The organism is Halomonas halodenitrificans DSM 735, from assembly GCF_000620045.1.
GTDB classification, from domain to species: domain Bacteria; phylum Pseudomonadota; class Gammaproteobacteria; order Pseudomonadales; family Halomonadaceae; genus Halomonas; species Halomonas halodenitrificans.
In genome coordinates this window covers 1-22,002 of sequence record NZ_JHVH01000032.1, presented here as the reverse complement: position 1 = coordinate 22,002, position 22,002 = coordinate 1, and the positions used below count along the sequence as shown (strand labels likewise).

The following is a 22,002-nucleotide window of genomic DNA, read 5'->3' as shown; positions in this document are numbered from 1 at the left end:
CGGCCTTGCTACCCAGTTGATGGGTTCGCCACGGTCGACGACGCCCGTGAGTGGGTGGCCAGCTTCGTGCAGTGGTACAACCACGAGCATCGCCACAGCGGGATCCGCCTGGTGACACCGGCACAGCGACATGCTGGCGAGGATACCGGCGTGCTGGCAAAGCGGCATGCCATCAATCAGGCAGCGCGTGCGGCCAACCCCGCTCGTTGGAGCGGCAAGACCCGCAATTGGACGCCGATTGGCACCGTGTCTCTTAACCCGGAGCGGGAGCTCCAGGTCACCGTCGCTGAACCGGAAAAACAGGTGGCCTGAATGATCTCAGAGGCGACAGATTTCTTGACAACTACCGTCGGCACGAGTATAGCCCTCGGCCATGTGCGAGGCCCCCTCGACATGGCGCGCCAGGACGTGGTCCACCCCGCCGACCTGACGCATCGCGGCGTAGAAGGGGTTGATAGCGGCACCGGGCAGGCCAAAGGCGACATCGACACCTTCTTTCCTGAGCACGTGAACGGCGGCTTCTGCTGCGGTCATGCGGGCCATGGCGGCTTCCTCCTGGGAGAATTTTTATTCTGTGGAAATATTTTCTGTATACAAAGGCTAGACCCGCCGATGGAGCGCCGTCAATATTTTTTGGAAAGTATTTCCATATTATTTCATCGGCGACGGAGGACCCGACATGCCTCCTTCCCGAATAATGAAAAACCCCCATGAAAAAACACGCCCCGGGGGCAACGCAGAAGCGCCGGCCGCCCTCTTGCACAGAGGATCGGCCGGCGCTTTTCAAGGCCATTGCATACCATCGGCCCGTTCCGGACGGGCCGACGCGAAGCGGTTAGCGACGCTTGCCGTAGGGCAGCGTCATGTGGCGGTTGACGTCCTTGTAGAGCAGGTAGCGGAAGGGCCCCGGACCGCCCGCATAGCAGGCCTGCGGGCAGAAGGCACGCAGCCACATGTAGTCACCGGCCTCGACCTCGACCCACTGCTGGTTGAGGTGATAGACCGCCTTGCCCTCGAGCACGTAGAGGCCATGCTCCATGACATGGGTCTCGTCGAAGGGGATCACCCCGCCGGGCTGGAAGGTGACGACGGTCACGTGCATGTCGTGACGCAGGTCGTCCGGGTCGACGAAGCGGGTCGTCGCCCACACCTCGTTGCAATCCGGCATCACCGTGGGCGCGATGTCGTTCTCGTTGACCACGAAGGCCTCCGGCACGTCGAGGCCGTCGACGAATTCATAGGCCTTGCGGATCCAGTGGAAGCGCACCGGGGCGTCGGCCTCGTTGCGCAGCTGCCAGTCGCAGCCGGGCGGCAGGAAGGCGTAGCCGCCGGGTACCATATGGTGCTTCTCGCCGTCGATGGTCAGCGTCATCTCGCCTCCCACCACGAACAGCACGCCCTCGGCGCCGGCGTCGGTCTCGGGACGCTCGCTGCCGCCGCCCGGAGAGACCTCCATGATGTACTGGGAGAAGGTTTCGGCGAAGCCGGAGAGCGGACGCGACAGTATCCACAGCCGAGTGTTGTCCCAGTGAGGGAGCTTGCTGGTGACGATATCGCGCATCACCCCCCTGGGAATCACCGCGAAGGCCTCGGTAAACATGGCGCGGTCGGTGGTCATGACCTTCTGGTCGGGATGGCCTCCCTGGGGGGCATAGTACTGACGAGAGGGCTGGTGTGGCTGACTCATGACGTGGACTCCTGTTCGCTGTGGGTCGGCGTAACGACCTCGCCTTGCGGCAGGGTCACGCGGATGTCGATGGGGTGTTCGTCGCAGTTGTTGCCCTCACCACCGCGGTCGACCACCAGGAACTCACCCTCGCGACCCAGCACCGACTGGATGGCATGCCAGACCCCGGCGCGGTAGTTGACGCCCTGGCGGCCATCGGTGATGAAGGCGCGCACCGCGGCGGGGTCGATGGCCTCGCCGGGCGGCGCCACCACCACGATGAAGCGCTCCTCATGCATCGGCACGAAGGCCTGGCTGCCCTGGGGATGACGCTCGAGGAAGCTCAGGTCAAGGGGCACCTCGACCGGCTGGCTGACGAAGATGCTGATCATCGCCCGGGCCTGCTCGCCCAGGGTCTCGACCCTGGCCAGGTCGTGATAGCGCCGCGTGCGGCCGGCATTGATGTGAAAGTAGTCCGATGTCCGGGTATCGATCACGTCGCCGAAGGGCGCGAAGGCCTCCGGGGTGAGGGGTTGGGCCTCGAGTTCAAGCATGCTGTCTCCTGAAAAACGCGGGGCGGGCAGGCGGCGAGCCGCCCGCGGTGACTATCGGGACGCCGCCGGCTCAAGGCGCCGGGTGATGCTCAGCCCAGTGGCGGGCGATGTCCACGCGGCGGGTCACCCAGACGCGGTCATGGGCCTCGATATGGTCCAGGAAGCGCTGCAGGGCGCGGAAGCGACCCGGGCGGCCGAGCAATCGACAGTGCATGCCCACCGAGAGCATCTTCGGCGACTCGTCACCCTCGGCATAGAGCACGTCGAAGGCGTCGCGCAGGTAGGTAAAGAAGTGGTCGGCGGTATTGAAGCCCTGGGGCGCGGCGAAACGCATGTCGTTGGTGTCCAGGGTGTAGGGCACCACCAGATGCGACTGCTCACGCCCCTGGCTGTCTGCCTCGCGGGTCCAGAACGGCAGGTCGTCGCCGTAGTAATCGCTATCGTAGAGGAAGCTCCCCTCATCGAGCACCAGTCGGCGAGTATTGGGGCTGTCGCGGCCGGTGTACCAGCCCAGCGGCTTCTCGCCGTAGAGCGTCTGGAAGATCTCGATGGCGCGGCGCATATGCTCGCGCTCGACCTCCTCGGAGACCTCCTGATAGTGGATCCAGCGATAGCCGTGGCAGGCGACCTCATGGCCCAGCTCCTTGAATGCCTGGGCGACCTCGGGATTGCGCTCCAGGGCCATGGCCACGCCGAACACCGTCAGCGGCAGGCCCCGACGCTCGAACTCGCGCAGGATGCGCCATACGCCGACGCGCGAACCGTACTCGTAGATCGACTCCATGCTCAGGTGGCGGTCGGGAAAGGCCGGCGCACCGATGATCTCGGAAAGAAACTGCTCGGACCCCTCGTCGCCGTGGAGCACGCAGTTCTCGCCGCCCTCCTCGTAGTTGAGCACGAACTGTACGGCAATCCGGGCATTACCTGGCCACTGGGCGTGGGGCGGTGTGCGGCCATAGCCGACGAGGTCGCGAGGATAGGGAGCGTCGATCATGTCATCACCTTGTAGTAACTACATTGCAGCAACCGTATTGCCGTAGCCGTATTGCCGTAACCACGGCGGCATCAAAATGATGCCCAATATTGCAAGTATTTTGTATACAACATGAAATGTATCGCTACCGACGATGATCCGCAAGCCCGAGGCGTCGATATTTAGTTGAGAAATATCTGGTGTAGATCCGGGGCCTCCTGATCCTCCTCCACGATGGCGAGGGTCGCCTCCACGGCGCGCAGGTGGTGGCCCATCAGCGTGGCGGCCTCCTGACCACGCCCCTCCCGTAGAAGAGAGATCAATGCCTCGTGATCATGCGTCTCACAGCCCAGATGCCCCGGCCTGCCATAGACCGCCAGAATCAGCGAAGAGCGAAAACACAGTCGTTCGACGAACTCGGCCAGGGTGGCATTGCCGGCGAGGCGCGCGATATGGGTATGAAAGTCCGCCGAATGGCGGATCGCCGCACTATGATCGCCCTCCTGCAGGGCCTTCTGTTCCTGGGCCGAGAGCTCGCGCAATGCATTCACGCTCTGTTCGTCGAGACGCTGGGCCACTGCGGGCATCAGCCCGCACTCGACCATCTGGCGGGCCTCGAAGACCTCCCGGGCCTCGTCGGCGGTGGGCCGCGTCACACTGGCGCCGCGACGCGGCGTCAGCGTCACCAGCTGCTCCAGCGCCAGGCGCTGAAGAATCTTGCGGATGCCGGTACGGCTGATTCCGAACACCTCGGCCAGGGCATCCTCACGCAGTCGCGCACCGGGCTTGAGCCGGTGCTCGATGATGGCGTCGCTGATCGAGCGGTAGATGACCTCATGGCGCTCGGCCCCGTCGCCGCCCTTGCCTCGACGGCTGCCGGAGGCGCGCTGCCCCGCGAGATCCTGATGCTGACTCATATGACATGAACTCCCAGTAACGATATGCCGCTTATTGTATACGTTGTCACGCGCCGTGACGCCCGATAGCCGAAACAACAAGACCCGCCACTGGGGCGGGTCAAGCGTGTCATCATGCGTGAGTGACGTTCAGGGCATCACTGTGACCAGGCGGCAATGGTCTTGCGCTCCTCATCGGTGATGTTGGTGATGTTGCCCAGGGGCATATAGCCGCTGGCCACGACCTCCTGAATCCGCTGCTTCTGCTGAAGGATCTGCTCGTCGGTATCATAGGCGAGGCCCGCCGGCGGCGCATTGAAGCCGGGCTGAGTGGGGTTGCCGGCATGGCAGGCGGCGCAACGGGATTCGATGATCGGCTGCACCTCGGAGAGCGACACGCTGGCGGACGCCTGGGCCTGGCCCGAATTGGCGTTGATGCTCGGCATGGCTACCCAGAAGGCCACCGCAATCAAGGCGGTACCGGCGATCGGGTAGGCGGGCTGAATCTTGCCGGCATGCATCAGCACGAAGAACTGGCGGATCAGTGCGCCACCGAAGATGAACAGCGACATGATCACCCACGCATACTCGTGGGAATAGGCGAAGGAGTAGTGGTTGCTGATCATCAGCAGTACCACCGGCAGCGTGAAGTAGGTGTTGTGCACCGAGCGCTGCTTGCCACGCTTGCCATCCAGAGGGTTGGGCGTCTCGCCGGCCTTCATCGCCTTCACCATGCGGCGCTGGCCCGGGATGATCCAGAAGAAGACGTTGGCCGACATGGCGGTAGCCATCACCGCACCGGTCAACAGGAAGGCCGCGCGGCCGGAGAAGATCTGAACGCTGAGGTAGGAGACCACCACCATCATGATCGCCACCGCGACGCTCAGGACGCCATCACGAGTCATGTAGGGGCTGATGCGCTTGCACAACTCGTTGTAGACCACCCAGCCACCGAGCAGGAACAACAGTGCCACCACATTGGCCTGCCAGCCGCTCATGTTGGCCGCCCACTCCCAGCTGGCGTTGGGATTGACCAGATAGAAGCTGGGCTTGGCCATATAGAGCAGGATGAACAGCGCAAAACCCGACAGCCAGGTGGTGTAGGCCTTCCAGAACGACCAGTGAAGGTCTTCGGGCAGCTTGGCCGGCGCGGTGGCATATTTCTGGTTGTGGTAGAACCCGCCGCCGTGTACGGCCCACATCTCGCCGAACACGCCCTTGTCGCGGTCTTCCGTGGCCTTGGGAGTTCGCAGGCCGTTATCGAGCATCACGAAATAGATCGACTCACCGATCCAGGCAATGGCGGCGATGACATGTAGCCAGCGCAGCATGAAGTTACCGAATTCCAGCAGGTAGGCTTGCATAGGGGGGCCTCGTCTAGCGTCTTGTTATAGGAACGGTGGTCAGCAAGCCGCCTCAGCTTCCACGGTAGGTGGAGTAGCCATAGGGCGAGAGCAGCAGGGGGACATGATAGTGTGCGCCGGCATCGGCGACGCCGAAGCGCAGCGGTATCACATCGAGGAAGAGGGGCGCCTCCGCCTCGATTCCCTGGGCACGCAGATAGTCTCCGGCATGAAAGACCAGCTCATACTGGCCGGCGGCGAACGCCTCTCCCTCCAGAATCGGCTCATCGCAGCGGCCATCATCATTGGTCACCACCTCCTTGAGGCGGGTGCGCTGCTCGCCTTCCAGACGGAAGACCTCGATGCGGATGCCCTGGCCGGGGCTTCCCTGAGCGGTATCGAGTACATGGGTGGTAAGGCGTCCCATGGGAATACTCCTTGTGTCGTGATGTGGATTATCGTGATAGGACCCGGCGCCGCTTGTCGATGCCGGTCGCCCAGGACTAACCTGAGTGCATGAAGACAGTTTTAGTCATTATTGGGGTACATTTCAAAGTATTTTTTGTATACATTTAGTCGACACCCATACGACACACCATCCGCTCATCCACCGCGACACCCTGCAGAAACACTCCAAGGAGCCTGAAATGAGCCATACCACCCTGACCCCGAGCCCGAGCCAGCTGGACAAGGCCGCCTTCGTGGCCGCCTACGGCGAGATCTACGAGCATTCTCCCTGGATTGCCGAGCTGACCTGGGACAAGGGGCTGAACTCCGACCACGACTCCCCCGCCGGCCTGGCGCAGGCCATGAGCGAGGTGCTGACCAGCGCCCCCGCCGAACGCCAGCTGGCGGTGATTCGTGCCCACCCCGACCTTGCCGGCAAGGCCGCCATCGCCGGTGAGCTGACCGACGACTCGACCCGGGAGCAGGCCGGCGCCGGCCTGGACCAGTGCACACCGGAGGAGATGGCTCGCTTCGAGCGACTCAACGGCGCCTACAAGGCGAAGTTCGATTTCCCCTTCGTGATGGCCGTCAAGGGCAACGACCGCCATGACATCCTGCAGGCATTTGAGACCCGACTCGAGAACGACCCCGCCGAGGAGCGCCGCACGGCCGTGGAGCAGATCAATCGCATCGCCCGTTTCCGCCTGGAGGCGCGGGCCTGAGCCGGCAACCGACGACTCCCTTCCCCTACACAACCGGAAACGACATCGCCCGGCGCAAGGCCGGGCGGTGAGATCACCACACGGGTGACGATTCAGCCGTTGAAGTGGACCTCATCGATTGGCGTTGGGGGCAACATGGGTGGGCGCGTCTCCGTCGGGGCCTGAACGTTCCACGGACCGAGGTTCGGCGTCTTGATCGGCGTCCACGGCATCTTGATCGGCGTCCACGGCGTCTTGATCGGCGGCCGCAGCGTCGGCGTCGGCACGCGCGATCTCGTCTCTCTCGCGTTGCTCATCGGCCAAGGAACGATTGGGCAAGATGATATTGAGCACGAAGGACGTGATGGCAGCGACCACGATCGGTGCGCCACCGATGACATTCTGCAGCATGTCGGGGAACTGCTCGATGGCCGCCGGCACCTGCGAGATGCCCAGGGCCAGGGCCAGGGAGAGGCCGACAATGGTCACGTTGCGGGCCGACAGCTCGTCCTTGATCAGCAGCTGGATGCCGGTCATGGTGATCATCCCGAATACCGTGACGGTGGCGCCGCCCAGTACCGGGTAAGGGATGGTCGTCATGATGGCGCCAAACTTGGGGCTCAGGCCGGCCAGCACCATGAACACGCCGGCGATGGCCAGCACGGAACGGCTGATCACCTTGGTCATGGCCACGATGCCGACGTTCTGGCTGAAGGTGGACGTGGGCAAGGCCGCAAACAGCGCGCTCAGGGCGGTGGTCAGGCCGTTGCCCAACAACCCCCCGGTAAGCTCACGAGTCTTCAGCTCGCGGTTCATGCCCGCCACACTGGTAGCGGAGAGATCCCCGATGGTCTGCACCGAGTTGATCACGCAGATCACCACCATGGAGACGATGGCCGCCGAGTGGAACTCGAGCTGGAAAGGCATGAACTCCGGCACCGCCAGCCAACGCGCCTCGGCCACCGAGCTGAAGTCGACCATGCCCATCGGAAGCGCCACCGCATAGCCGACCAGAATGCCGACGATGATCGCCGACAGCCTGACGACCCCGCGGCCGAACTGGGAGGCGCCCAGCACCGCGATCAGGGTGATGATCCCCACCATCCAGTTGGCCAGGTCACCGAAGCCTTCCGCATTCACGTTGCCGCTGCCCGCCATGTAGCGAATGGCGATATCGTAAAGCGACAGGCCGATCACCAGCACCACGGTACCGGCCACGATCGGTGGAAACAGGTGGCGTATATACTGGATGAAGTAGTCGACCACCATCATGGTGATGCCGCCGATCAGCTGGGCACCGAGGATGCCCTCGATACCAAACTGGCCGCCTACGGCGATCAGCGTCGGCACATAGGCGAAGCCCACGCCGAAGATCGCCGGCAGCCGAGCGCCGAACTTCCACACCCCGTAGAGGTGGAACAGGGTGCAGATCCCCGAGGCCAGCACGGCCACCTGAATCAACAGCAGCTTCTCCTGGGGGGTCGACCCCACCACACCGGCAATGATGATCGGGGGGGGTGATCACGCCGGCGATCATCGCCAGCACGTGCTGCAGGGAAATGGGCAACGCCTTGTAGATCGGCGGTCGCCCTTGGAAATCGAACAGCGAGTTGTTGCGCGTCTTGATTGTCATGGGGGCTATCCGGGAATGTTGTTGTCCGTCGTTAATGCATACCTCATGTCGACACCGATGACCATGATAGTGTCATCAATTAAACACAAAGTTGTATACATTACTGCCGCCTAATGGCGTTCAGAAGTGCCACTCGAGTTGCAGCGTGGGCGCATCGGTATCCACCCCGTCCTTGTCCTGATTACCGAACTTGTTGCGCCAATACTCATAGCCCACCCCGGCCCAGAGCTGGTTGGGCTCCCCCCAGGCCAGCTGGCCCACATCGAGCATCAGCGAGGTGCGCATCAGCTGCTCGGCGCCGGTATCGTCGCCCTGGTAGTCCTCGCCCTTCTCGCCGTTGTAGTTGTAGAACCCTTGAAACTTCAACGGCACCGGGCCGGCCTCGAAGGGCAGCCCCCAGGCCAGGCTGATCTGATAATAGGGATCGAACTCGATCTCGCCGACGTCACAGAAGCTCGCACCGCAGTGGTTCCACTCGTGAGCATAGTAGAGACTCAGATCGACAAACCCCTTGGGCACGTCGAACTTCAGGGTCGGCCCCACCACCAGCAGGCGTTTGCGGGGAGCGAAGGTGGTGTTCTTGGTGTTGAGGTCGAAGCCGCCGCTCAGTGCCACGTCCTTGACCGGCCCGAAGGCCAGCGGCTCTCCGCCGAGCTTGCCAAGGTGCAGTTGATGGCGATAGGTCAAGTAGGCCTCGGTGGCGCCACTGTCCCCACCGCTGGCCGGGTCGGCGCTATCCGACTGCAGCACATCCAGGTTGAGGAAGTTCTGCCCCAGCGAGTAACCGCTGACATGCGTGAACTGCAGCACGTGCTTCTCGACGTCACGAGAATTGCTCGGCTCGGTGAACTGGGTGCCGTAGCGATAGCCGATAAAGGTATCGCTCCAGGTTGCCGCCTGGGCACCACCGGCGATCAGGCCGCCAAGCAACAGGGTGGCGGCCAGAGGCCGTGGGGGGATGCGTTGAGGCATGGACAGTGTCTCCACTTCTTATGTTTGTTTGGATACAATCGATCGGTGTCGCTGTCCACACAATAGACCAAAAGAAGTTTAATGAAAAACACTTCCATGTTTTTTCACGACCCTATCGACGGGCCGGGCCACCTCGCGGGGCCAGCGTGCAAAGCCTCAGCGATAGGCCCCCTCGATATCGGTGATGCGCATGGCACGACGCCCCAGTCCGCCATGCAGGTCCAGCATGCGCTCGAGCCAGGCGTGGACCGGATCGGCATTGGAGACCAGGTCGGCACTGGACACGCAGCGCGCCCACATGAAGTTGCCGAACACCAGATAGTCGGCCGCTGCCGGAGACGCTCCATCGATGAAGTCCGACTCCGTCAACAGGCCCCGCAGCGGTTCGAGGGCCGCATCAAGCTGGGCAAGCCCCTTGGACGGCGAGTGAAATTCTTCGAGGGTACGGCCAAAGCGCTTCTCTCGGGTCTCGCGGAAGTAGTCCCGATCACCGGGATGAACGGCATTGAGCAGGTCCATGATGATGGTACGCAGCATGGCCGGAGCCAGGGTTCGCTCGGCGTAATATTTGAAGAAGCGTGCCCGCGAAGCGGCCAGCCCCTCACCGATCAGCGGCGACTCCGGATAGGTGCGGTCCAGATAGCGCAGGATCTCATAGCTGTCGGTCACCACCGTCTCGCCATCGACCAGCACCGGCACCTTGTCGTAGTTGGCGAATGCCAGCGCCTCCTTGTCGGTAAAGCGCCAGGGGCGAGCCTCCACCTCCAGCCCCTTGTGGGCCAGGGCATAGCGCACACGCCAGCAGAAGGGCGAAAAGCGCAGTTCCTCGTCGATACCGCACAGCTCATAGAACACGCGAGTCATAAGAACTCCTTGTCAGCGTCAGAGAGGGCATGTCCACGGCGCAGCCTGTCGGCACCCCGGCCCCATTATCATGCCTGACTCCATGCTCTCCCTCGGCGAGACGGCTGTCCATTAGTCTAATGGACACCGGCTCACCGGTGGCTTCTTCTCGACAGTCCCTCGAGAGTTATCATTTTTTATCAAATGGTTAGGGGGAAGGTGCCGGACAGTCAGGCCTCGACACTTTGGTCAGACCACTTTTCCAAGATGGAAAGCCTCGGAATCAGGCCTTAATGTCCGGCGTGTTGACAGGCCTCGCCGACACCGGCCGGGAATAACAACAATCGCTGATCGAGGATACACACATCATGAACGACACCCTTCTCGCACTACTGGCCTTCACGCCTCTCGTGTTGGCTGGTGTACTGCTCATCGGTCTACGCATGGCGGCCCGGACCGCCATGCCGATCGTGTTTGCCGTCACCACCACCATCGCCCTCTTCGCCTGGGAGATGACCGCCACCCGCGTCCTGGCCTCCACCCTCCAGGGCCTGATGCTCACGGTATCGATCCTGTGGATCATCTTCGGCGCCATCCTGCTGCTCAACACCTTGAAGCATTCAGGCGGCATCAAGGCCATCCGCAACGGCTTCTCCGGCATCAGCCAGGACCGCCGCGTTCAGGCGATCATCGTCGCCTGGCTGTTCGGCTGCTTTATCGAAGGCGCCTCGGGCTTCGGCACTCCCGCCGCCGTCGCGGCGCCGCTGATGGTGGCACTAGGATTCCCGGCACTGGCCGCCGTGGTGGTGGGCATGATGATCCAGTCCACGCCGGTTTCCTTCGGTGCCGTCGGCACCCCCATCGTGGTAGGCGTCTCCGGCGGCCTGGACCGTAATGGCATCACCGATATCCTCGCGGCCGGCGGGGCCAGCTGGACGGATTACTTCCATCTGATCGCCGCCGAGGTCTCGGTGATCCACGGCATCGTCGGCATCCTGATGCCGCTGATCATGGTGGTGATCATGGTGCGCTTCTTCGGTGCCAATCGCTCCTGGAAGGAGGGACTCTCCATCGCCCCCTTCGCCATCTTCGCCGGCATCAGCTTCGTGGTGCCCTACATGTTGGCCGGCGTGCTGCTGGGGCCGGAATTCCCGTCGATGATCGGCGCCATGGTCGGCCTGGCCATCGTGGTGCCGGCCGCACGCCGCGGTTTCTTGATCCCCAAGGACAGCTGGGACTTCCCCGAGTCCTCCACCTGGCCGGATCAGTGGATCGGCAAGCTCGAGATCAAGCTGGATGATGTGACCGGCAAGGCACCGATCTCTACTCTGATGGGCTGGGTACCCTATGTGCTGCTGGCGGTGATCCTGGTCGCCTCTCGCACCATCGAACCCTTCAAGAACGCCCTGACATCCGTTGCCATCGGCTGGAACAATATCCTCGGCGAGGCGGGCGTCTCCGGCGCCATTCAACCGCTCTATCTGCCCGGCGGGATCCTGCTGATGGTGGTGCTGCTCACCGCCCTGCTCCACCGCATGCGCCTGGGTGAGTTGAAAGCCGCCTTCGGCGAGTCCTCCAAGACGATCCTCGGCGCCGGCTTCGTGCTGATCTTCACCATCCCCATGGTGCGGATCCTGATCAACTCCGGCGTCAACGCCGCCGATCTGGTCTCAATGCCGGTGGCCATGGCGCAACTGGTGGCCGACAGCGTAGGCGGCGTCTATCCCTTCTTCGCTCCTACCGTGGGTGCCCTGGGCGCCTTCATCGCCGGCTCCAATACGGTCTCCAACCTGATGCTCTCCGACTTCCAGTTCAACGTCGCACAGCAGCTTGGCCTCTCCACGGCCTTCATGGTGGCCCTGCAGGCCGTGGGAGCCGCCGCCGGCAACATGATCGCCATTCACAACGTGGTGGCGGCCTCGGCCACGGTGGGCTTGCTCGGCCGCGAAGGCGAGACCATTCGCAAGACGATCCTGCCGACGATCTACTACCTCGTCTTCGCCGGGATCATCGCGCTGGTCGCCTTCTATATGCTCGGCATCGGCGACCCACTGCTCGGCCTCGGCCGATAACCCGGCGCCTGCCGCACAACGCCCCCCGGCCCTGCCGGGGGCGTTATACACTGGCTCACGGCGAGCCTTCGGCGCTTCCCCCCTTCCGGCCACACCGCCGAGGGCTCGAAGCGCGCCACCCCACCCGAGAGGGGCGCCGCCCGCAGGAGGATGCTGCGGTGATCGAAGACCATGGCATCCTCCTGGCAGGCCAGACAAAGGGTCTTACCAATACACCAGAAACAGGACAATCCGGCTGACAGCGAGGATCAGTACTGCCGGCCATACTACCCTGACGAGACACATGGGGAGCCCCGATGAACATACAGTACAACGCCAGGCTCGATGGCGAGCCGCCTCACCTTCGCACCCAGGACGAGGTCCTGGCCGATCTGCGCCAGGTGCTACCCGACATGACCCTGCTGCACCGCGAGGAAGACCTTCACCCCTTCGAGTGCGACGGCCTCGCCGCGTATCGCGCCCTGCCCATGCTGGTCGCGTTACCCGAGACCCTTGCTCAGGTCGAGACGCTGCTCAAGCGCTGCCACGCCCTGGGCGTGCCGGTCGTCACCCGTGGCGCCGGCACCGGCCTCTCGGGCGGCGCCATGCCGCTTGCGCACGGGGTGCTGCTGGTGATGTCCCGCTTCAGCCGCATCCTCGACATCGACCCCGACGCGCGTACCGCCCGGGTTCAACCCGGGGTCCGCAACCTGGCGATCTCCGAGGCCGTCGCCCCCTACGGGCTCTACTATGCGCCGGACCCCTCCTCCCAGATCGCCTGTTCCATCGGGGGCAACGTGGCCGAGAATGCCGGCGGTGTGCACTGCCTCAAGTACGGCCTCACCGTGCATAACGTGATCAAGGTCGAGGTGCTGACCATCGAGGGCGAATACATGACCCTGGGCGCCGACGCCCTGGACACCCCGGGGTTCGACCTGCTGGCGCTGATCAATGGCTCCGAGGGCATGCTCGGCGTGGTCACCGAGATCACCGTCAAGCTGTTGCCCAAGCCCGAATCGGCCAAGGTACTGATGGCCAGCTTCGATGATATCGAGAAGGCCGGCGACGCCGTGGGCGCCATCATCGCCGCGGGCATCATCCCCGGGGGGCTGGAGATGATGGACAACCTGGCGATCCGCGCCGCCGAGGACTTCATCGGCGCCGGCTATCCGGTGGAGGCCGCGGCCATCCTGCTCTGCGAGCTGGATGGCGTAGAGGCGGACGTGGACGACGACTGCCGATCCGCGCGCCGCGTGCTGGAAGAAGCCGGCGCCACGGATATCCAGCAGGCCCGCGACGAGGCCGAGCGCGCGCTGTTCTGGGCCGGACGCAAGAATGCCTTCCCGGCCGTGGGCCGCATGTCGCCGGACTACTACTGCATGGATGGCACCATTCCTCGCCGCGAGCTGGCCCGCGTACTCAAGGGCATCGGCGAACTGGGGGATGAGTATGGCCTGCGCGTGGCCAACGTCTTCCACGCCGGCGACGGCAACACGCACCCCCTGATCCTGTTCGATGCCAACCAGCCCGGCGAATTCGAACGCGCCGAGGCATTGGGCGGCCGCATCCTCGAACTCTGCGTCGAGGCGGGCGGCACCATCACCGGCGAGCATGGCGTAGGCCGGGAGAAGATTCACCAGATGTGCGTGCAGTTCAGCCCCGCCGAACTCGCCACTTTCCGCGCCGCCAAGGCGGCCTTCGACCCTCTGGGGCTGCTTAACCCGGGCAAGAACATTCCCGCCCCGGCACGCTGCTCCGAGTTCCGCCTGACCAAGAGCGCCGGCGACGCTCCCGCCCCGAGCCCGGCCCCGACGCGCCAAGTCCCGAAGAGCCAAGGCTGAGAGACAGGAAAGATGGTGACCATGAACGACACCCCGAGCCATGACAGTATTCAGCACGATGCCAGCGAGGCGCTGGCCGAGCATATTCGCCGCGCCGATGCCGACGGCACCCCGCTGCGCATTGTCGGCGGCGACACCAAGGCCTTCTATGGTCGCAACATTCAGGGCAATACCATCGCGGCCCTGTCCACCCGCGAGCATCGCGGCATCACCGCGTATGACCCGGTAGAGCTGATCGTCTCGGTACGCGCCGGCACCCCGCTGCGAGAACTGGAAGACGTCCTGGCGGCCAACGGCCAGATGCTGGCCTGTGAGCCTCCCCATTTCGGCGCTGACGCCACGGTGGGCGGCATGATCGCCACCGGCCTCTCCGGCCCTCGGCGCCCCTGGGCCGGCAGCGTGCGCGACTTCGTGCTGGGCACCCGCGTCATCATGCGCCAGGGCAGCGAACAGCGCTTCGGCGGCCAGGTGATGAAGAATGTGGCCGGCTACGATCTTTCGCGCCTGATGGTCGGCGCCCAGGGCACCCTGGGCCTGATCACCGAGGTCTCCATGAAGGTATTGCCGCGGCCCGGCGCGACCCGCAGCCTGCGCCTGGCGATGTCGCCGAAGGATGCCCTGGACAAGCTCGCCGAATGGGGACGCCAGCCGCTGCCGATTACCGCCGCCGCCTGGATCGCCGGCGCCCTGCATCTCCGCCTGGAAGGCGGCCCCAGCTCTGTCGCCGCCACCGCCCGGCGCCTGGGTGGCGATGAGCTGCGCGACGACGCCTGGGCCGACTTGCGCGAACAGCGATTGGACTTCTTCAACACCGAGGATCCGCGCCCGATCTGGCGACTCTCGCTACCCCACCACACCCCGCTGCTCGAGATACCCGGCGCGACCGCCGAGGCCGACATCCTTTACGACTGGGCCGGCACCCAGCGCTGGGTACGCAGCGCTGCCGATGACGATGCGATTCGGGCCGTGGCCGGCCGGGTCGGCGGCCATGCCACCTGCTGGCGTGGTGCCAACGGCGCCCCGGTAGAGACGCCCTTCACCCCGCTCGACCCGGTGATCGAGAAATATCACCGCAACCTGAAGACACAACTCGACCCCCAGGGGGTCTTCAATCCGGGCCGGCTCTACGCGGCATTCTGAGACACACGGAGAGACGTCAAACATGCAGACGCATTTCACCGCAGAAGACCTTCAGAAGCCGCATATCCGCGAAGCCGACCGCGTGCTGCGCAGCTGTGTGCACTGCGGCTTCTGCAACGCCACCTGCCCCACCTATCAGCTACTGGGGGATGAACGGGATGGCCCCCGCGGACGCATCTATCTGATGAAGGAGATGCTCGAAGCCCCCGAGGGAAGCGACAGGGTCACCGAACAGACTCGACTGCATCTCGACCGCTGCCTCACCTGTCGCAACTGCGAGACCACCTGTCCCTCCGGCGTCGAGTATCACAAACTGCTCGATATCGGCCGCGCCGAGATCGAACGCCGAATCCCGCGCAAGGCCTCGGAACGGGCGCTGCGCTACGGCCTGCGCAAGGCATTGGTGGAACCCAAACGCTTCCAGGCACTACTCAAGCTGGGCCTGACCTTTCAGCCCCTGGTGCCGGGCGTCCTGAAGGAGAAGATGCCCCCGGCCCCCGTGGATGCCGGCCAGCGCCCCGCGGGCAAGCACCACACCCGGCAGATGCTGATTCTCGAGGGCTGTGTGCAGCCGGGGCTGTCGCCCAACACCAATGCCGCCACCGCCCGAGTGCTGGATCGCCTGGGTATCGGCCTTACCCCGGCACCGGAGGCCGGCTGCTGCGGCGCCATCGACTTCCACCTCAACGCCCAGGACGCCGGCCGGGCGCGGATGCGCGCCAATATCGATGCCTGGTGGCCGCATATCGATAAAGAAGGTGAAGCGGGGGTCGAGGCAATAGTGCAGACCGCCAGTGGCTGCGGCGCCATGGTCAAGGAATACGGCGAAGTCCTGGCCGACGACCCCGACTATGCCGACAAGGCCGCCCGGGTCAGCGCCCTGGCCAAGGATCTCGGCGAACTGCTAGCCGATGAGGGCCTGGAAACCCTGGCCATCCAGGACCACAAGCGCCTGGCCTTCCACTGCCCCTGCACTCTGCAGCATGCCCAGAAACTCGCTGGTAGCGTCGAGGGCGTGCTAACCCGTCTGGGCTTCTCGCTGACCTCGGTGCGGGATGCCCATCTGTGCTGCGGTTCCGCCGGCACCTATTCCATCACCCAGCCCGAACTTTCCATGCAACTGCGTGACAACAAGCTCGACAACCTGGAAGCCGGCGACCCCGAGGTCATCGTGACGGCCAATATCGGCTGTCAGACTCATCTCGCCGGTGCCAACCGTACGCCAGTACGCCATTGGATCGAAATTGTCGATGAAGCCTTGAGCTAGGCATCCTGGATGAGCGCCGGGGATAAGGCGGAGCGAGGGTCTTTTTGCCAGGTAAAGCAAAAGTAGCGCCCAAGGAGGGGTTCACAGCGTCCTCGCGAAGACTTGTCGCCGGTACAGCTCATCGCCAGCCAGATTCTGCAATCCACCTGAGGAGTTCTCCATGAAGACCAAGCCAGCCCTGACCCTGACCGACGTCAACGCCATTCTCGATGCCGCCCAGAAGGAGGCCGAGGCCAACGGCTGGGGCGTGACCATCGCCGTCGCCGATGACGGCGGCCACCTCCTCGGCCTGCGCCGCCTGGACAACGCTCCGCCCTTCAGCGCCGATGTGGCCACCCAGAAGGCCTGCAATGCCGCCATCGGCCGTCGCGAGACCCAGGCCTTCGAGGACATGATCAACGGTGGGCGTACCGCCTTCGTCACCGCGCCCATGCAGTCGCTGCTCGCCGGCGGCGTGCCGGTGCTGGTAGAAGGCGAGGTCGCCGGCAGCGTCGGTATCTCCGGCGTCAAGCCCGACCAGGACGTGCAGGTCGCCAAGGCCGGCGTCGCCGCCATCGCCTGAGACACGACTCTGCAGTAAGCTACAGGGGCCTCGCCATATGGCGAGGCCCCTTGCGCTGAAAACAAGAGGATCCGGATGTCACCGCTCGCCTTGCTGGCGCCACTCGGCGCCGTGCTGATCTGGTCAGGCAACATGACCATCAACCAGCTCACCGTCGGTGCCATCGCGCCCAGCAGCATCGCCTTCCTGCGCTGGGTGCTGGCACTCGCCGTGTTGACTCCCCTGGTGGCACCGGCGGCCTGGAAACACCGCGCGGCGATCCGCCGCGAGTGGCCGAAGCTTGCCGTGCTGGGCCTGCTCGGCATGGGCCTGTGGCAGGGCCTGGCCTACATGGCCGCCGAGACCACCAGCGCCACCAACATGGGCATCCTGGCCGCCATGGTCCCGCTGCTCACCGTACTGCTCAGCGCCCTGATCCTGCGCGAGCCGCCCAGCCTGGGCGGTGTCGCGGGCGGTGCCCTGGCGCTGGTCGGCGTGGCGATCCTGCTGGGGCATGGCAACCCGCTCTCGCTGCTGGAGTTGACGGTAGCCAAGGGCGACGCCCTGATGCTGGTGGCCGCCACCTGCTACGCCCTCTATGGGGTCATGCTCAGGCGCTGGCCCATCGCGCTGCCGCCCTGGGTGCTGCTCTATGGCCAGGTGATCTTCGCCGTACTGATCCTGCTGCCCCCCTACCTGCTGGGGCCCATGACACCGGTGGACTCGGGTAACATCGGCCTGATTCTCTACGCCGGCATCCCCGCCTCCATCATCACCACCTTCCTGTGGATGCTGGCGATCCGCCGCATCGGCGCCAGCCAGGCCAGTATCTTCATCAACCTGATGCCGCTGTTCAGCGCCATCATCGCCATGTTCGCCCTCGGCGAACGCATCGCCCTCCACCACTTCCTGGGCGGCGGACTGATCCTGGCCGGCGTGGTGATGGCCCAGATCCTGACGCAACCACTGCGTCGGCGGGCCGGCGTCGCCCAAGGCAGCACCCATCGCTCGTGCTAGACTCTGCGCTCTCTGCCTCACCTGACCTGAAGGATGCGCCATGTCCCTCGACGACCTGCACCTCTCGCTTCGCAACCTGACGCTGGACGATTATCCCCAGCTCGAATCGCTGATGGACGCCGTCTACCACGATATCGGCGGCGCCTGGTCGCGGCACACCATCGAGCGGCTGGTCGGCGACTTCCCCGACGGCCAGGTCGCCATCGAGGACGACGGCCGCCTGGTGGGCATCGCCCTGACAGTGCGAGTCGATTACGACGAATTTACCAACCCGCACAAGTATGACGACCTGATCGGCAAGCGCGAGGTGATCCTCGACGCCGCCGATGGCGACGCCATGTATGGGCTGGATGTGTTGATCCACCCCCAGTATCGCGGCTACCGGCTGGGACGGCGCCTCTACGACGCCCGCAAGGAGCTCTGCCGCTCGCTCAACCTGCGTGCGATCCTCGCCGGCGGGCGCATTCCCCAGTATCACCAGCACGCCGATGAGCTCAGCCCCACCCAGTACATCGATCAGGTGGCCCGCAAGGAGATCCACGACCCCATCCTCTCCTTCCAGCTGGCCAACGACTTCCAGGTCAAGCGCCTGCTGCGCGACTACCTGCCCGAAGACGAGAAGTCCCAGGGCTATGCCACCCTGCTGGAATGGAACAACTTCCTCTATGAGCCCGCCGAGCTGGTACTCGATACCCGCAAGACCCAGGTCCGCGTCGGCGCGGTGCAGTGGCAGATGCGCGAGTTCGATTCGGTGGAGGCGGTCCTCCAGCAGGTGGAGTACTTCGTCGATGCCCTCTCCGACTACCAGAGCGACTTCGCGGTCTTCCCGGAGCTCTTCAACGCCCCGCTGATGGGCCTGCAGGACCGCGCCGCCCAGCAGGACCAGATGGCCGCCATCCGTTTTTTGGCCAGCTTTACCGAGCGCTTCAAGACCGAACTCTCGCGGATGGCCGTGACCTGCAACATCAATATCATCGCCGGTTCCATGATCGAGGTGGGCGAGGATGACCGCCTCTACAACGTCGCCTACCTGTGCCACCGGGACGGTACCCTCGAGCGCCAGGCCAAGCTGCATATCACTCCTCAGGAGCGCCGCGACTGGGTGATCGAGGGCGGCGACGACCTCCAGGTGTTCGACACCGACGCCGGCCGCATCGGCATCCTGATCTGCTACGACGTGGAGTTTCCGGAGCTGTCCCGGCTGCAGGCCGAACAGGAGATGGATATCCTGTTCGTGCCCTTCTGGACCGACACCAAGAATGGCTACCTGCGGGTGCGCCACTGCGCCCAGGCCCGCGCCATCGAGAACGAGTGCTATGTGGTGCTGTGCGGCAGCGTCGGCAACGTGCCCTCCATCGAGAACATGGAGATCCAGTACGCCCAGTCGTCGGTGTTCTCACCCTCCGACTTCGCCTTCCCCCACGATGCCGTGCTCTCCGAAACCACGCCCAACACCGAGATGATCATGTTCTCGGACCTCGATCTGACGCGGCTGACCGTGGTGCGCAACGAGGGCTCGGTGACCAACCTCAAGGACCGCCGCAAGGACCTGTTCGATCTGCGCTGGCGCGACTGGTCGTGGAAGTCCGGGGCCGACCTCGACGATAACTGAGGAGGAGTCAACGCGATGCTGGACCGCCTGCGCCACTGGCGCGAGCGGCGCTTCGCGGCACGCCACCCGCTGCCGGAAGACGCCTGGCGAGAGGCTCGTTACCGCGTACCGCTGCTGGCCGCCCTCGACGAGGAGGAGGCCCTTCGCCTGGGCCATCGCGCCTGGCGCTTCCTGCACGCCAAGCGCATCAGCTTGCATCCGACGCTCGCCGAGGCGACCCCCTTCGACCTGCCGGCCAGGCTCGCCCTGGCCGGTCAGGCCTGCCTGCTCACCCTGGGCTGGAACAATGACGAGCACCTCGAGGCCTTCGGCAATGTCCATGAGGTCCTGATCCTGCCCGACGCCTTCCAGCGCCGGGTGGAAGAGATGGACGAGTTCGGCGTGATGCACGAATACGATGACGAGCGTGCCGGCGAAACGTCTTGTCAGGGGCCGGTAGTCGTGGCCTTTCCCGACCTGATGGAGAGCGGGGACTTTTCCGGCTTCAACGTGCTGATTCACGAGTTCGCCCACAAGCTCGATCTGGGTAACTCACTGGACGTCAACGGCTTTCCGCCGCTGCCCGGCGATATCGACCCACGGGAATGGCACCGGGTATTCACGGCCGTATGGGACGACCTCCAGGGCCACCTCGAGCGCGGCACGCCCACCCCCATCGACGACTACGCCGCCACTCACCCCGGCGAATGCTTCGCGGTCTGCTGCGAGGCCTTCTTTACCGCCCCGGATCTATTGCATGATGTCTACCCGGCGCTGTTCGCGCTGCTCGGCCGCTACTTCCGGCAGCAGACGCTGGCGCGATCGGCGGGCGCGTGATCGATGCCGACTATATGCACCAGGCCACCGAGCTGGCCCGGGAGCACGGCCTGGCCACCCAGCTGCACGGCGCCCGACTTTTCAATGCCGCGGTGGTCACCGACACCTCGCTGGCCACGCTCTGTGCGCCCTTCGACACGGTCTCCCTTTGCTTCTCCAAGGGGCTGGGCGCGCCGATGGGCTCGGCATTGGTGGGCCTCGGCCTTGCCGCGCCGGCGGTAGAGCGCCAGTACCGCCTCCGGTGGATAGTCGAATTTGTTGAGGTTGGTGACCAGAAAGAAGGCGTGCAGCAGCAGGTCGTCGGGGTTCTCTTGTACCACCAGTACCACGCGTCGCAGAGACTCCCAGGATCCCGCCTAGTAGCTCAGATCATGGCACCACTCGCGGGGCGTCGCCGGAGGCTGTCCGGTCGGCCGGATAAGGTAGGGATCGGCCTTGGCTTGTAGGACCGAGTTGCTTTTCAGCCGCCCAGATAGGCGATGTCGCGAGAATCCATAGCCCTCAGCGTCTCACCATCGGTGAAGCCGGCATCCAGGTGGACCTGGATCCGGACCACGTCAAGGTTCATGCTCTCGAATAAGCGCTGGACCAAATGCGGAACCCAGGTATCGGCGTCTTCCGCAGGCCCGGCATTGCCCTCGCGCAACAGGTCGCCAACCATGTCGCCGGTGTCGGCCAGCGGCGAATAAATACACACCTTGGCATAGCCGTTGTAGGCCGAGCCGCCTTGGTGGCCGTGCATCTCGATCGGCAGGCCATCGATATCCAGCGTCAGGCGCTAAGGGCGCTGGCCGCTGTTCAACGAGGTCAGCCGCCAGATGGCCAGCCACAGGAGACCTTCGTGCATGACATCGATATTGTCATCCGAGCCCAGACGGTTGGGTGGGCGAGAGAGCGTCGCTTGCGAAGGACGCGCCTCACCCAGCGGCGTCAGCCTGCGAGCATCGCTGTGCGCCAGTTGCCACAGCGGATCCTGGCATAGCATCTCGGTATCGCTGAGATCGACCCAGTCCATGGCACGCTGTAGCACGATGGTACGAACTTGGCTGGCCAGCGAGTGACGGATTCCAAGAGAAGAGGCTTTCATCCATGGCGAGTGCACCTCTTATGTTGCATTCTGGCTGGAACAGATTGATTATACGAGAGAAAGTGATCGCCACCTTCATTTTCAGGTCTACCTGGTGAATAAGGCGGGTCTACGGCTAGCAAAGCTCCGTAGGTGGCTCGAAGCAACTGATCTTGAGGCCAACCGGGTTGCTAAGAAGACTGTGCTCGTGGATCTTACGGCTGAAGCCAAAGCTAAGTTGCTTCGACAGAAGCGCAACACCGGCCAGTAGATTTCGGAAATCATCAGCGAGCTGCTGGTTAAGGAGAGAGAAAGTGACTAGTTGTCGGGTCCCGTGTGATTGACCACCCGCTTGGTAAATAACTCAGGACGTTTGATCTGCCATTCCTTCATCACTGCAATCGGCGACTGATGGTGCAGCGCCTTCTGCGGGATATGGTGATTGTACAGCCAAGCGTAGCGTTTGAGTGTCTGTTCCAGATCCTCGCCTGAAACATAGCGCCGGGTCGAAAGCACGTCGCTGATCCGGCCGTTGAAGCGCTCTACCATGCCATTCGTCTGCGGCCGTCCCGGCTTGATTAGCCGGTGCTCGATACCATGGGCCTGGCACTCCTGATCGAAGA

At 64.0% G+C, this 22,002-nt stretch carries 20 protein-coding genes and 3 pseudogenes; 11 read left to right on the top strand and 12 right to left on the bottom strand.

Features of this window, described 5'->3' with window-relative positions; translation table 11 throughout:
• A partial coding sequence (locus Q358_RS0113250) for an integrase core domain-containing protein (RefSeq protein ID WP_027962439.1) occupies window positions 1-312 on the top strand: 312 nt, incomplete at its 5' end.
• Between the two features lie 15 nt (window positions 313-327).
• On the opposite strand, the pseudogene Q358_RS0113245 reads toward Q358_RS0113250, so the two are convergent.
• From Q358_RS0113245 to uraH, 7 genes and pseudogenes are all read right to left on the bottom strand, one after another.
• Window positions 328-543, bottom strand: a pseudogene (locus Q358_RS0113245) (thiamine pyrophosphate-binding protein); the annotation flags it as partial.
• Window positions 544-835: 292 nt separating this feature from the next.
• The gene (locus Q358_RS0113240) at window positions 836-1,687 is read right to left on the bottom strand and encodes a bifunctional allantoicase/(S)-ureidoglycine aminohydrolase (RefSeq protein ID WP_027962437.1); all 852 of its coding nucleotides are present in this window, start codon (window positions 1,685-1,687) and stop codon (window positions 836-838) included.
• Window positions 1,684-2,220 (bottom strand): ureidoglycolate lyase, encoded by a 537-nt coding sequence (locus Q358_RS0113235; RefSeq protein ID WP_027962436.1) that lies wholly within the window; start codon window positions 2,218-2,220, stop codon window positions 1,684-1,686. The genes Q358_RS0113240 and Q358_RS0113235 overlap by 4 nt, the downstream gene beginning before the upstream one ends.
• A gap of 70 nt (window positions 2,221-2,290) precedes the next feature.
• Window positions 2,291-3,214, bottom strand: a complete 924-nt coding sequence (gene puuE, locus Q358_RS0113230) for an allantoinase PuuE (RefSeq protein ID WP_027962435.1) — start codon at window positions 3,212-3,214, stop codon at window positions 2,291-2,293.
• Window positions 3,215-3,375: 161 nt separating this feature from the next.
• The gene (locus Q358_RS0113225; RefSeq protein ID WP_027962434.1) at window positions 3,376-4,110 is read right to left on the bottom strand and encodes a GntR family transcriptional regulator; all 735 of its coding nucleotides are present in this window, start codon (window positions 4,108-4,110) and stop codon (window positions 3,376-3,378) included.
• Window positions 4,111-4,247: 137 nt separating this feature from the next.
• The gene (locus tag Q358_RS0113220) at window positions 4,248-5,453 is read right to left on the bottom strand and encodes a urate hydroxylase PuuD (protein ID WP_027962433.1); all 1,206 of its coding nucleotides are present in this window, start codon (window positions 5,451-5,453) and stop codon (window positions 4,248-4,250) included.
• 52 nt (window positions 5,454-5,505) lie between these two features.
• Window positions 5,506-5,859, bottom strand: a complete 354-nt coding sequence (gene uraH, locus Q358_RS0113215) for a hydroxyisourate hydrolase (protein WP_027962432.1) — start codon at window positions 5,857-5,859, stop codon at window positions 5,506-5,508.
• 220 nt (window positions 5,860-6,079) lie between these two features.
• Between uraH and uraD the strand changes: the two genes are divergently transcribed.
• Window positions 6,080-6,601 carry a 2-oxo-4-hydroxy-4-carboxy-5-ureidoimidazoline decarboxylase gene (uraD, locus tag Q358_RS0113210; RefSeq protein ID WP_027962431.1) on the top strand — a complete coding sequence of 174 codons (522 nt, stop codon included), beginning with the start codon at window positions 6,080-6,082 and terminating at the stop codon, window positions 6,599-6,601.
• A gap of 111 nt (window positions 6,602-6,712) precedes the next feature.
• On the opposite strand, the gene Q358_RS17510 is transcribed toward uraD, so the two are convergent.
• The 3 genes from Q358_RS17510 to Q358_RS0113195 all read right to left on the bottom strand — a co-directional run bounded on the left by Q358_RS17510 (window position 6,713) and on the right by Q358_RS0113195 (window position 10,049).
• Window positions 6,713-8,041 (bottom strand): uracil-xanthine permease family protein, encoded by a 1,329-nt coding sequence (locus tag Q358_RS17510; protein WP_245598323.1) that lies wholly within the window; start codon window positions 8,039-8,041, stop codon window positions 6,713-6,715.
• 292 nt (window positions 8,042-8,333) lie between these two features.
• Window positions 8,334-9,185 (bottom strand): hypothetical protein, encoded by an 852-nt coding sequence (locus Q358_RS0113200; RefSeq protein ID WP_084286561.1) that lies wholly within the window; start codon window positions 9,183-9,185, stop codon window positions 8,334-8,336.
• A 156-nt stretch (window positions 9,186-9,341) separates the two neighbouring features.
• Window positions 9,342-10,049 (bottom strand): glutathione S-transferase N-terminal domain-containing protein, encoded by a 708-nt coding sequence (locus Q358_RS0113195; protein ID WP_027962429.1) that lies wholly within the window; start codon window positions 10,047-10,049, stop codon window positions 9,342-9,344.
• 347 nt (window positions 10,050-10,396) lie between these two features.
• Between Q358_RS0113195 and Q358_RS0113190 the strand changes: the two genes are divergently transcribed.
• The 9 genes and pseudogenes from Q358_RS0113190 to Q358_RS19080 form a co-directional block, all read left to right on the top strand.
• Window positions 10,397-12,100 carry an L-lactate permease gene (locus Q358_RS0113190; protein WP_027962428.1) on the top strand — a complete coding sequence of 568 codons (1,704 nt, stop codon included), beginning with the start codon at window positions 10,397-10,399 and terminating at the stop codon, window positions 12,098-12,100.
• Between the two features lie 296 nt (window positions 12,101-12,396).
• Complete coding sequence (gene glcD / locus Q358_RS17505) at window positions 12,397-13,920, top strand: glycolate oxidase subunit GlcD (protein ID WP_084286560.1); 1,524 nt, start codon at window positions 12,397-12,399, stop codon at window positions 13,918-13,920.
• Window positions 13,921-13,941: 21 nt separating this feature from the next.
• Window positions 13,942-15,060, top strand: a complete 1,119-nt coding sequence (gene glcE, locus Q358_RS0113180) for a glycolate oxidase subunit GlcE (protein WP_027962427.1) — start codon at window positions 13,942-13,944, stop codon at window positions 15,058-15,060.
• A 22-nt stretch (window positions 15,061-15,082) separates the two neighbouring features.
• Window positions 15,083-16,327: a glycolate oxidase subunit GlcF gene (gene glcF / locus Q358_RS0113175; RefSeq protein ID WP_027962426.1), complete on the top strand. Its 1,245-nt coding sequence runs from the start codon at window positions 15,083-15,085 to the stop codon at window positions 16,325-16,327.
• Window positions 16,328-16,487: 160 nt separating this feature from the next.
• Window positions 16,488-16,889 (top strand): GlcG/HbpS family heme-binding protein, encoded by a 402-nt coding sequence (locus Q358_RS0113170; RefSeq protein WP_027962425.1) that lies wholly within the window; start codon window positions 16,488-16,490, stop codon window positions 16,887-16,889.
• A gap of 75 nt (window positions 16,890-16,964) precedes the next feature.
• Window positions 16,965-17,885 carry a DMT family transporter gene (locus Q358_RS0113165; RefSeq protein WP_027962424.1) on the top strand — a complete coding sequence of 307 codons (921 nt, stop codon included), beginning with the start codon at window positions 16,965-16,967 and terminating at the stop codon, window positions 17,883-17,885.
• Window positions 17,886-17,925: 40 nt separating this feature from the next.
• On the top strand, window positions 17,926-19,497 hold the full coding sequence (locus Q358_RS0113160) for a bifunctional GNAT family N-acetyltransferase/carbon-nitrogen hydrolase family protein (protein ID WP_027962423.1): 1,572 nt from the start codon (window positions 17,926-17,928) through the stop codon (window positions 19,495-19,497).
• A 15-nt stretch (window positions 19,498-19,512) separates the two neighbouring features.
• Complete coding sequence (locus Q358_RS0113155) at window positions 19,513-20,313, top strand: M90 family metallopeptidase (protein ID WP_027962422.1); 801 nt, start codon at window positions 19,513-19,515, stop codon at window positions 20,311-20,313.
• Window positions 20,314-20,327: 14 nt separating this feature from the next.
• Window positions 20,328-20,450: pseudogene (locus tag Q358_RS19080) on the top strand (beta-eliminating lyase-related protein); the annotation flags it as partial.
• A 54-nt stretch (window positions 20,451-20,504) separates the two neighbouring features.
• Here the strand turns inward: Q358_RS19080 and Q358_RS18295 are convergent.
• Both Q358_RS18295 and Q358_RS17490 read right to left on the bottom strand, forming a co-directional pair.
• A pseudogene (locus Q358_RS18295) lies at window positions 20,505-21,385 on the bottom strand (transposase); the annotation flags it as partial.
• A 312-nt stretch (window positions 21,386-21,697) separates the two neighbouring features.
• The coding region (locus tag Q358_RS17490) for an integrase core domain-containing protein (RefSeq protein ID WP_043488349.1) at window positions 21,698-22,002 on the bottom strand (305 nt) is incomplete at its 5' end.

Coding starts and splice junctions, on each gene's coding strand:
- Q358_RS0113220 (WP_027962433.1), bottom strand. CDS start 5,453: ATGCAAGCCTACCTGCTGGAATTCGGTAACTTCATGCTGCGCTGGCTA.
- Q358_RS0113160 (WP_027962423.1), top strand. CDS start 17,926: ATGTCCCTCGACGACCTGCACCTCTCGCTTCGCAACCTGACGCTGGAC.
- Q358_RS0113240 (WP_027962437.1), bottom strand. CDS start 1,687: ATGAGTCAGCCACACCAGCCCTCTCGTCAGTACTATGCCCCCCAGGGA.
- Q358_RS0113155 (WP_027962422.1), top strand. CDS start 19,513: ATGCTGGACCGCCTGCGCCACTGGCGCGAGCGGCGCTTCGCGGCACGC.
- uraD (WP_027962431.1), top strand. CDS start 6,080: ATGAGCCATACCACCCTGACCCCGAGCCCGAGCCAGCTGGACAAGGCC.
- Q358_RS0113170 (WP_027962425.1), top strand. CDS start 16,488: ATGAAGACCAAGCCAGCCCTGACCCTGACCGACGTCAACGCCATTCTC.
- Q358_RS0113190 (WP_027962428.1), top strand. CDS start 10,397: ATGAACGACACCCTTCTCGCACTACTGGCCTTCACGCCTCTCGTGTTG.
- Q358_RS0113225 (WP_027962434.1), bottom strand. CDS start 4,110: ATGAGTCAGCATCAGGATCTCGCGGGGCAGCGCGCCTCCGGCAGCCGT.
- puuE (WP_027962435.1), bottom strand. CDS start 3,214: ATGATCGACGCTCCCTATCCTCGCGACCTCGTCGGCTATGGCCGCACA.
- glcF (WP_027962426.1), top strand. CDS start 15,083: ATGCAGACGCATTTCACCGCAGAAGACCTTCAGAAGCCGCATATCCGC.
- Q358_RS0113165 (WP_027962424.1), top strand. CDS start 16,965: ATGTCACCGCTCGCCTTGCTGGCGCCACTCGGCGCCGTGCTGATCTGG.
- Q358_RS0113235 (WP_027962436.1), bottom strand. CDS start 2,220: ATGCTTGAACTCGAGGCCCAACCCCTCACCCCGGAGGCCTTCGCGCCC.
- glcD (WP_084286560.1), top strand. CDS start 12,397: ATGAACATACAGTACAACGCCAGGCTCGATGGCGAGCCGCCTCACCTT.
- uraH (WP_027962432.1), bottom strand. CDS start 5,859: ATGGGACGCCTTACCACCCATGTACTCGATACCGCTCAGGGAAGCCCC.
- Q358_RS0113200 (WP_084286561.1), bottom strand. CDS start 9,185: ATGCCTCAACGCATCCCCCCACGGCCTCTGGCCGCCACCCTGTTGCTT.
- Q358_RS0113195 (WP_027962429.1), bottom strand. CDS start 10,049: ATGACTCGCGTGTTCTATGAGCTGTGCGGTATCGACGAGGAACTGCGC.
- glcE (WP_027962427.1), top strand. CDS start 13,942: ATGAACGACACCCCGAGCCATGACAGTATTCAGCACGATGCCAGCGAG.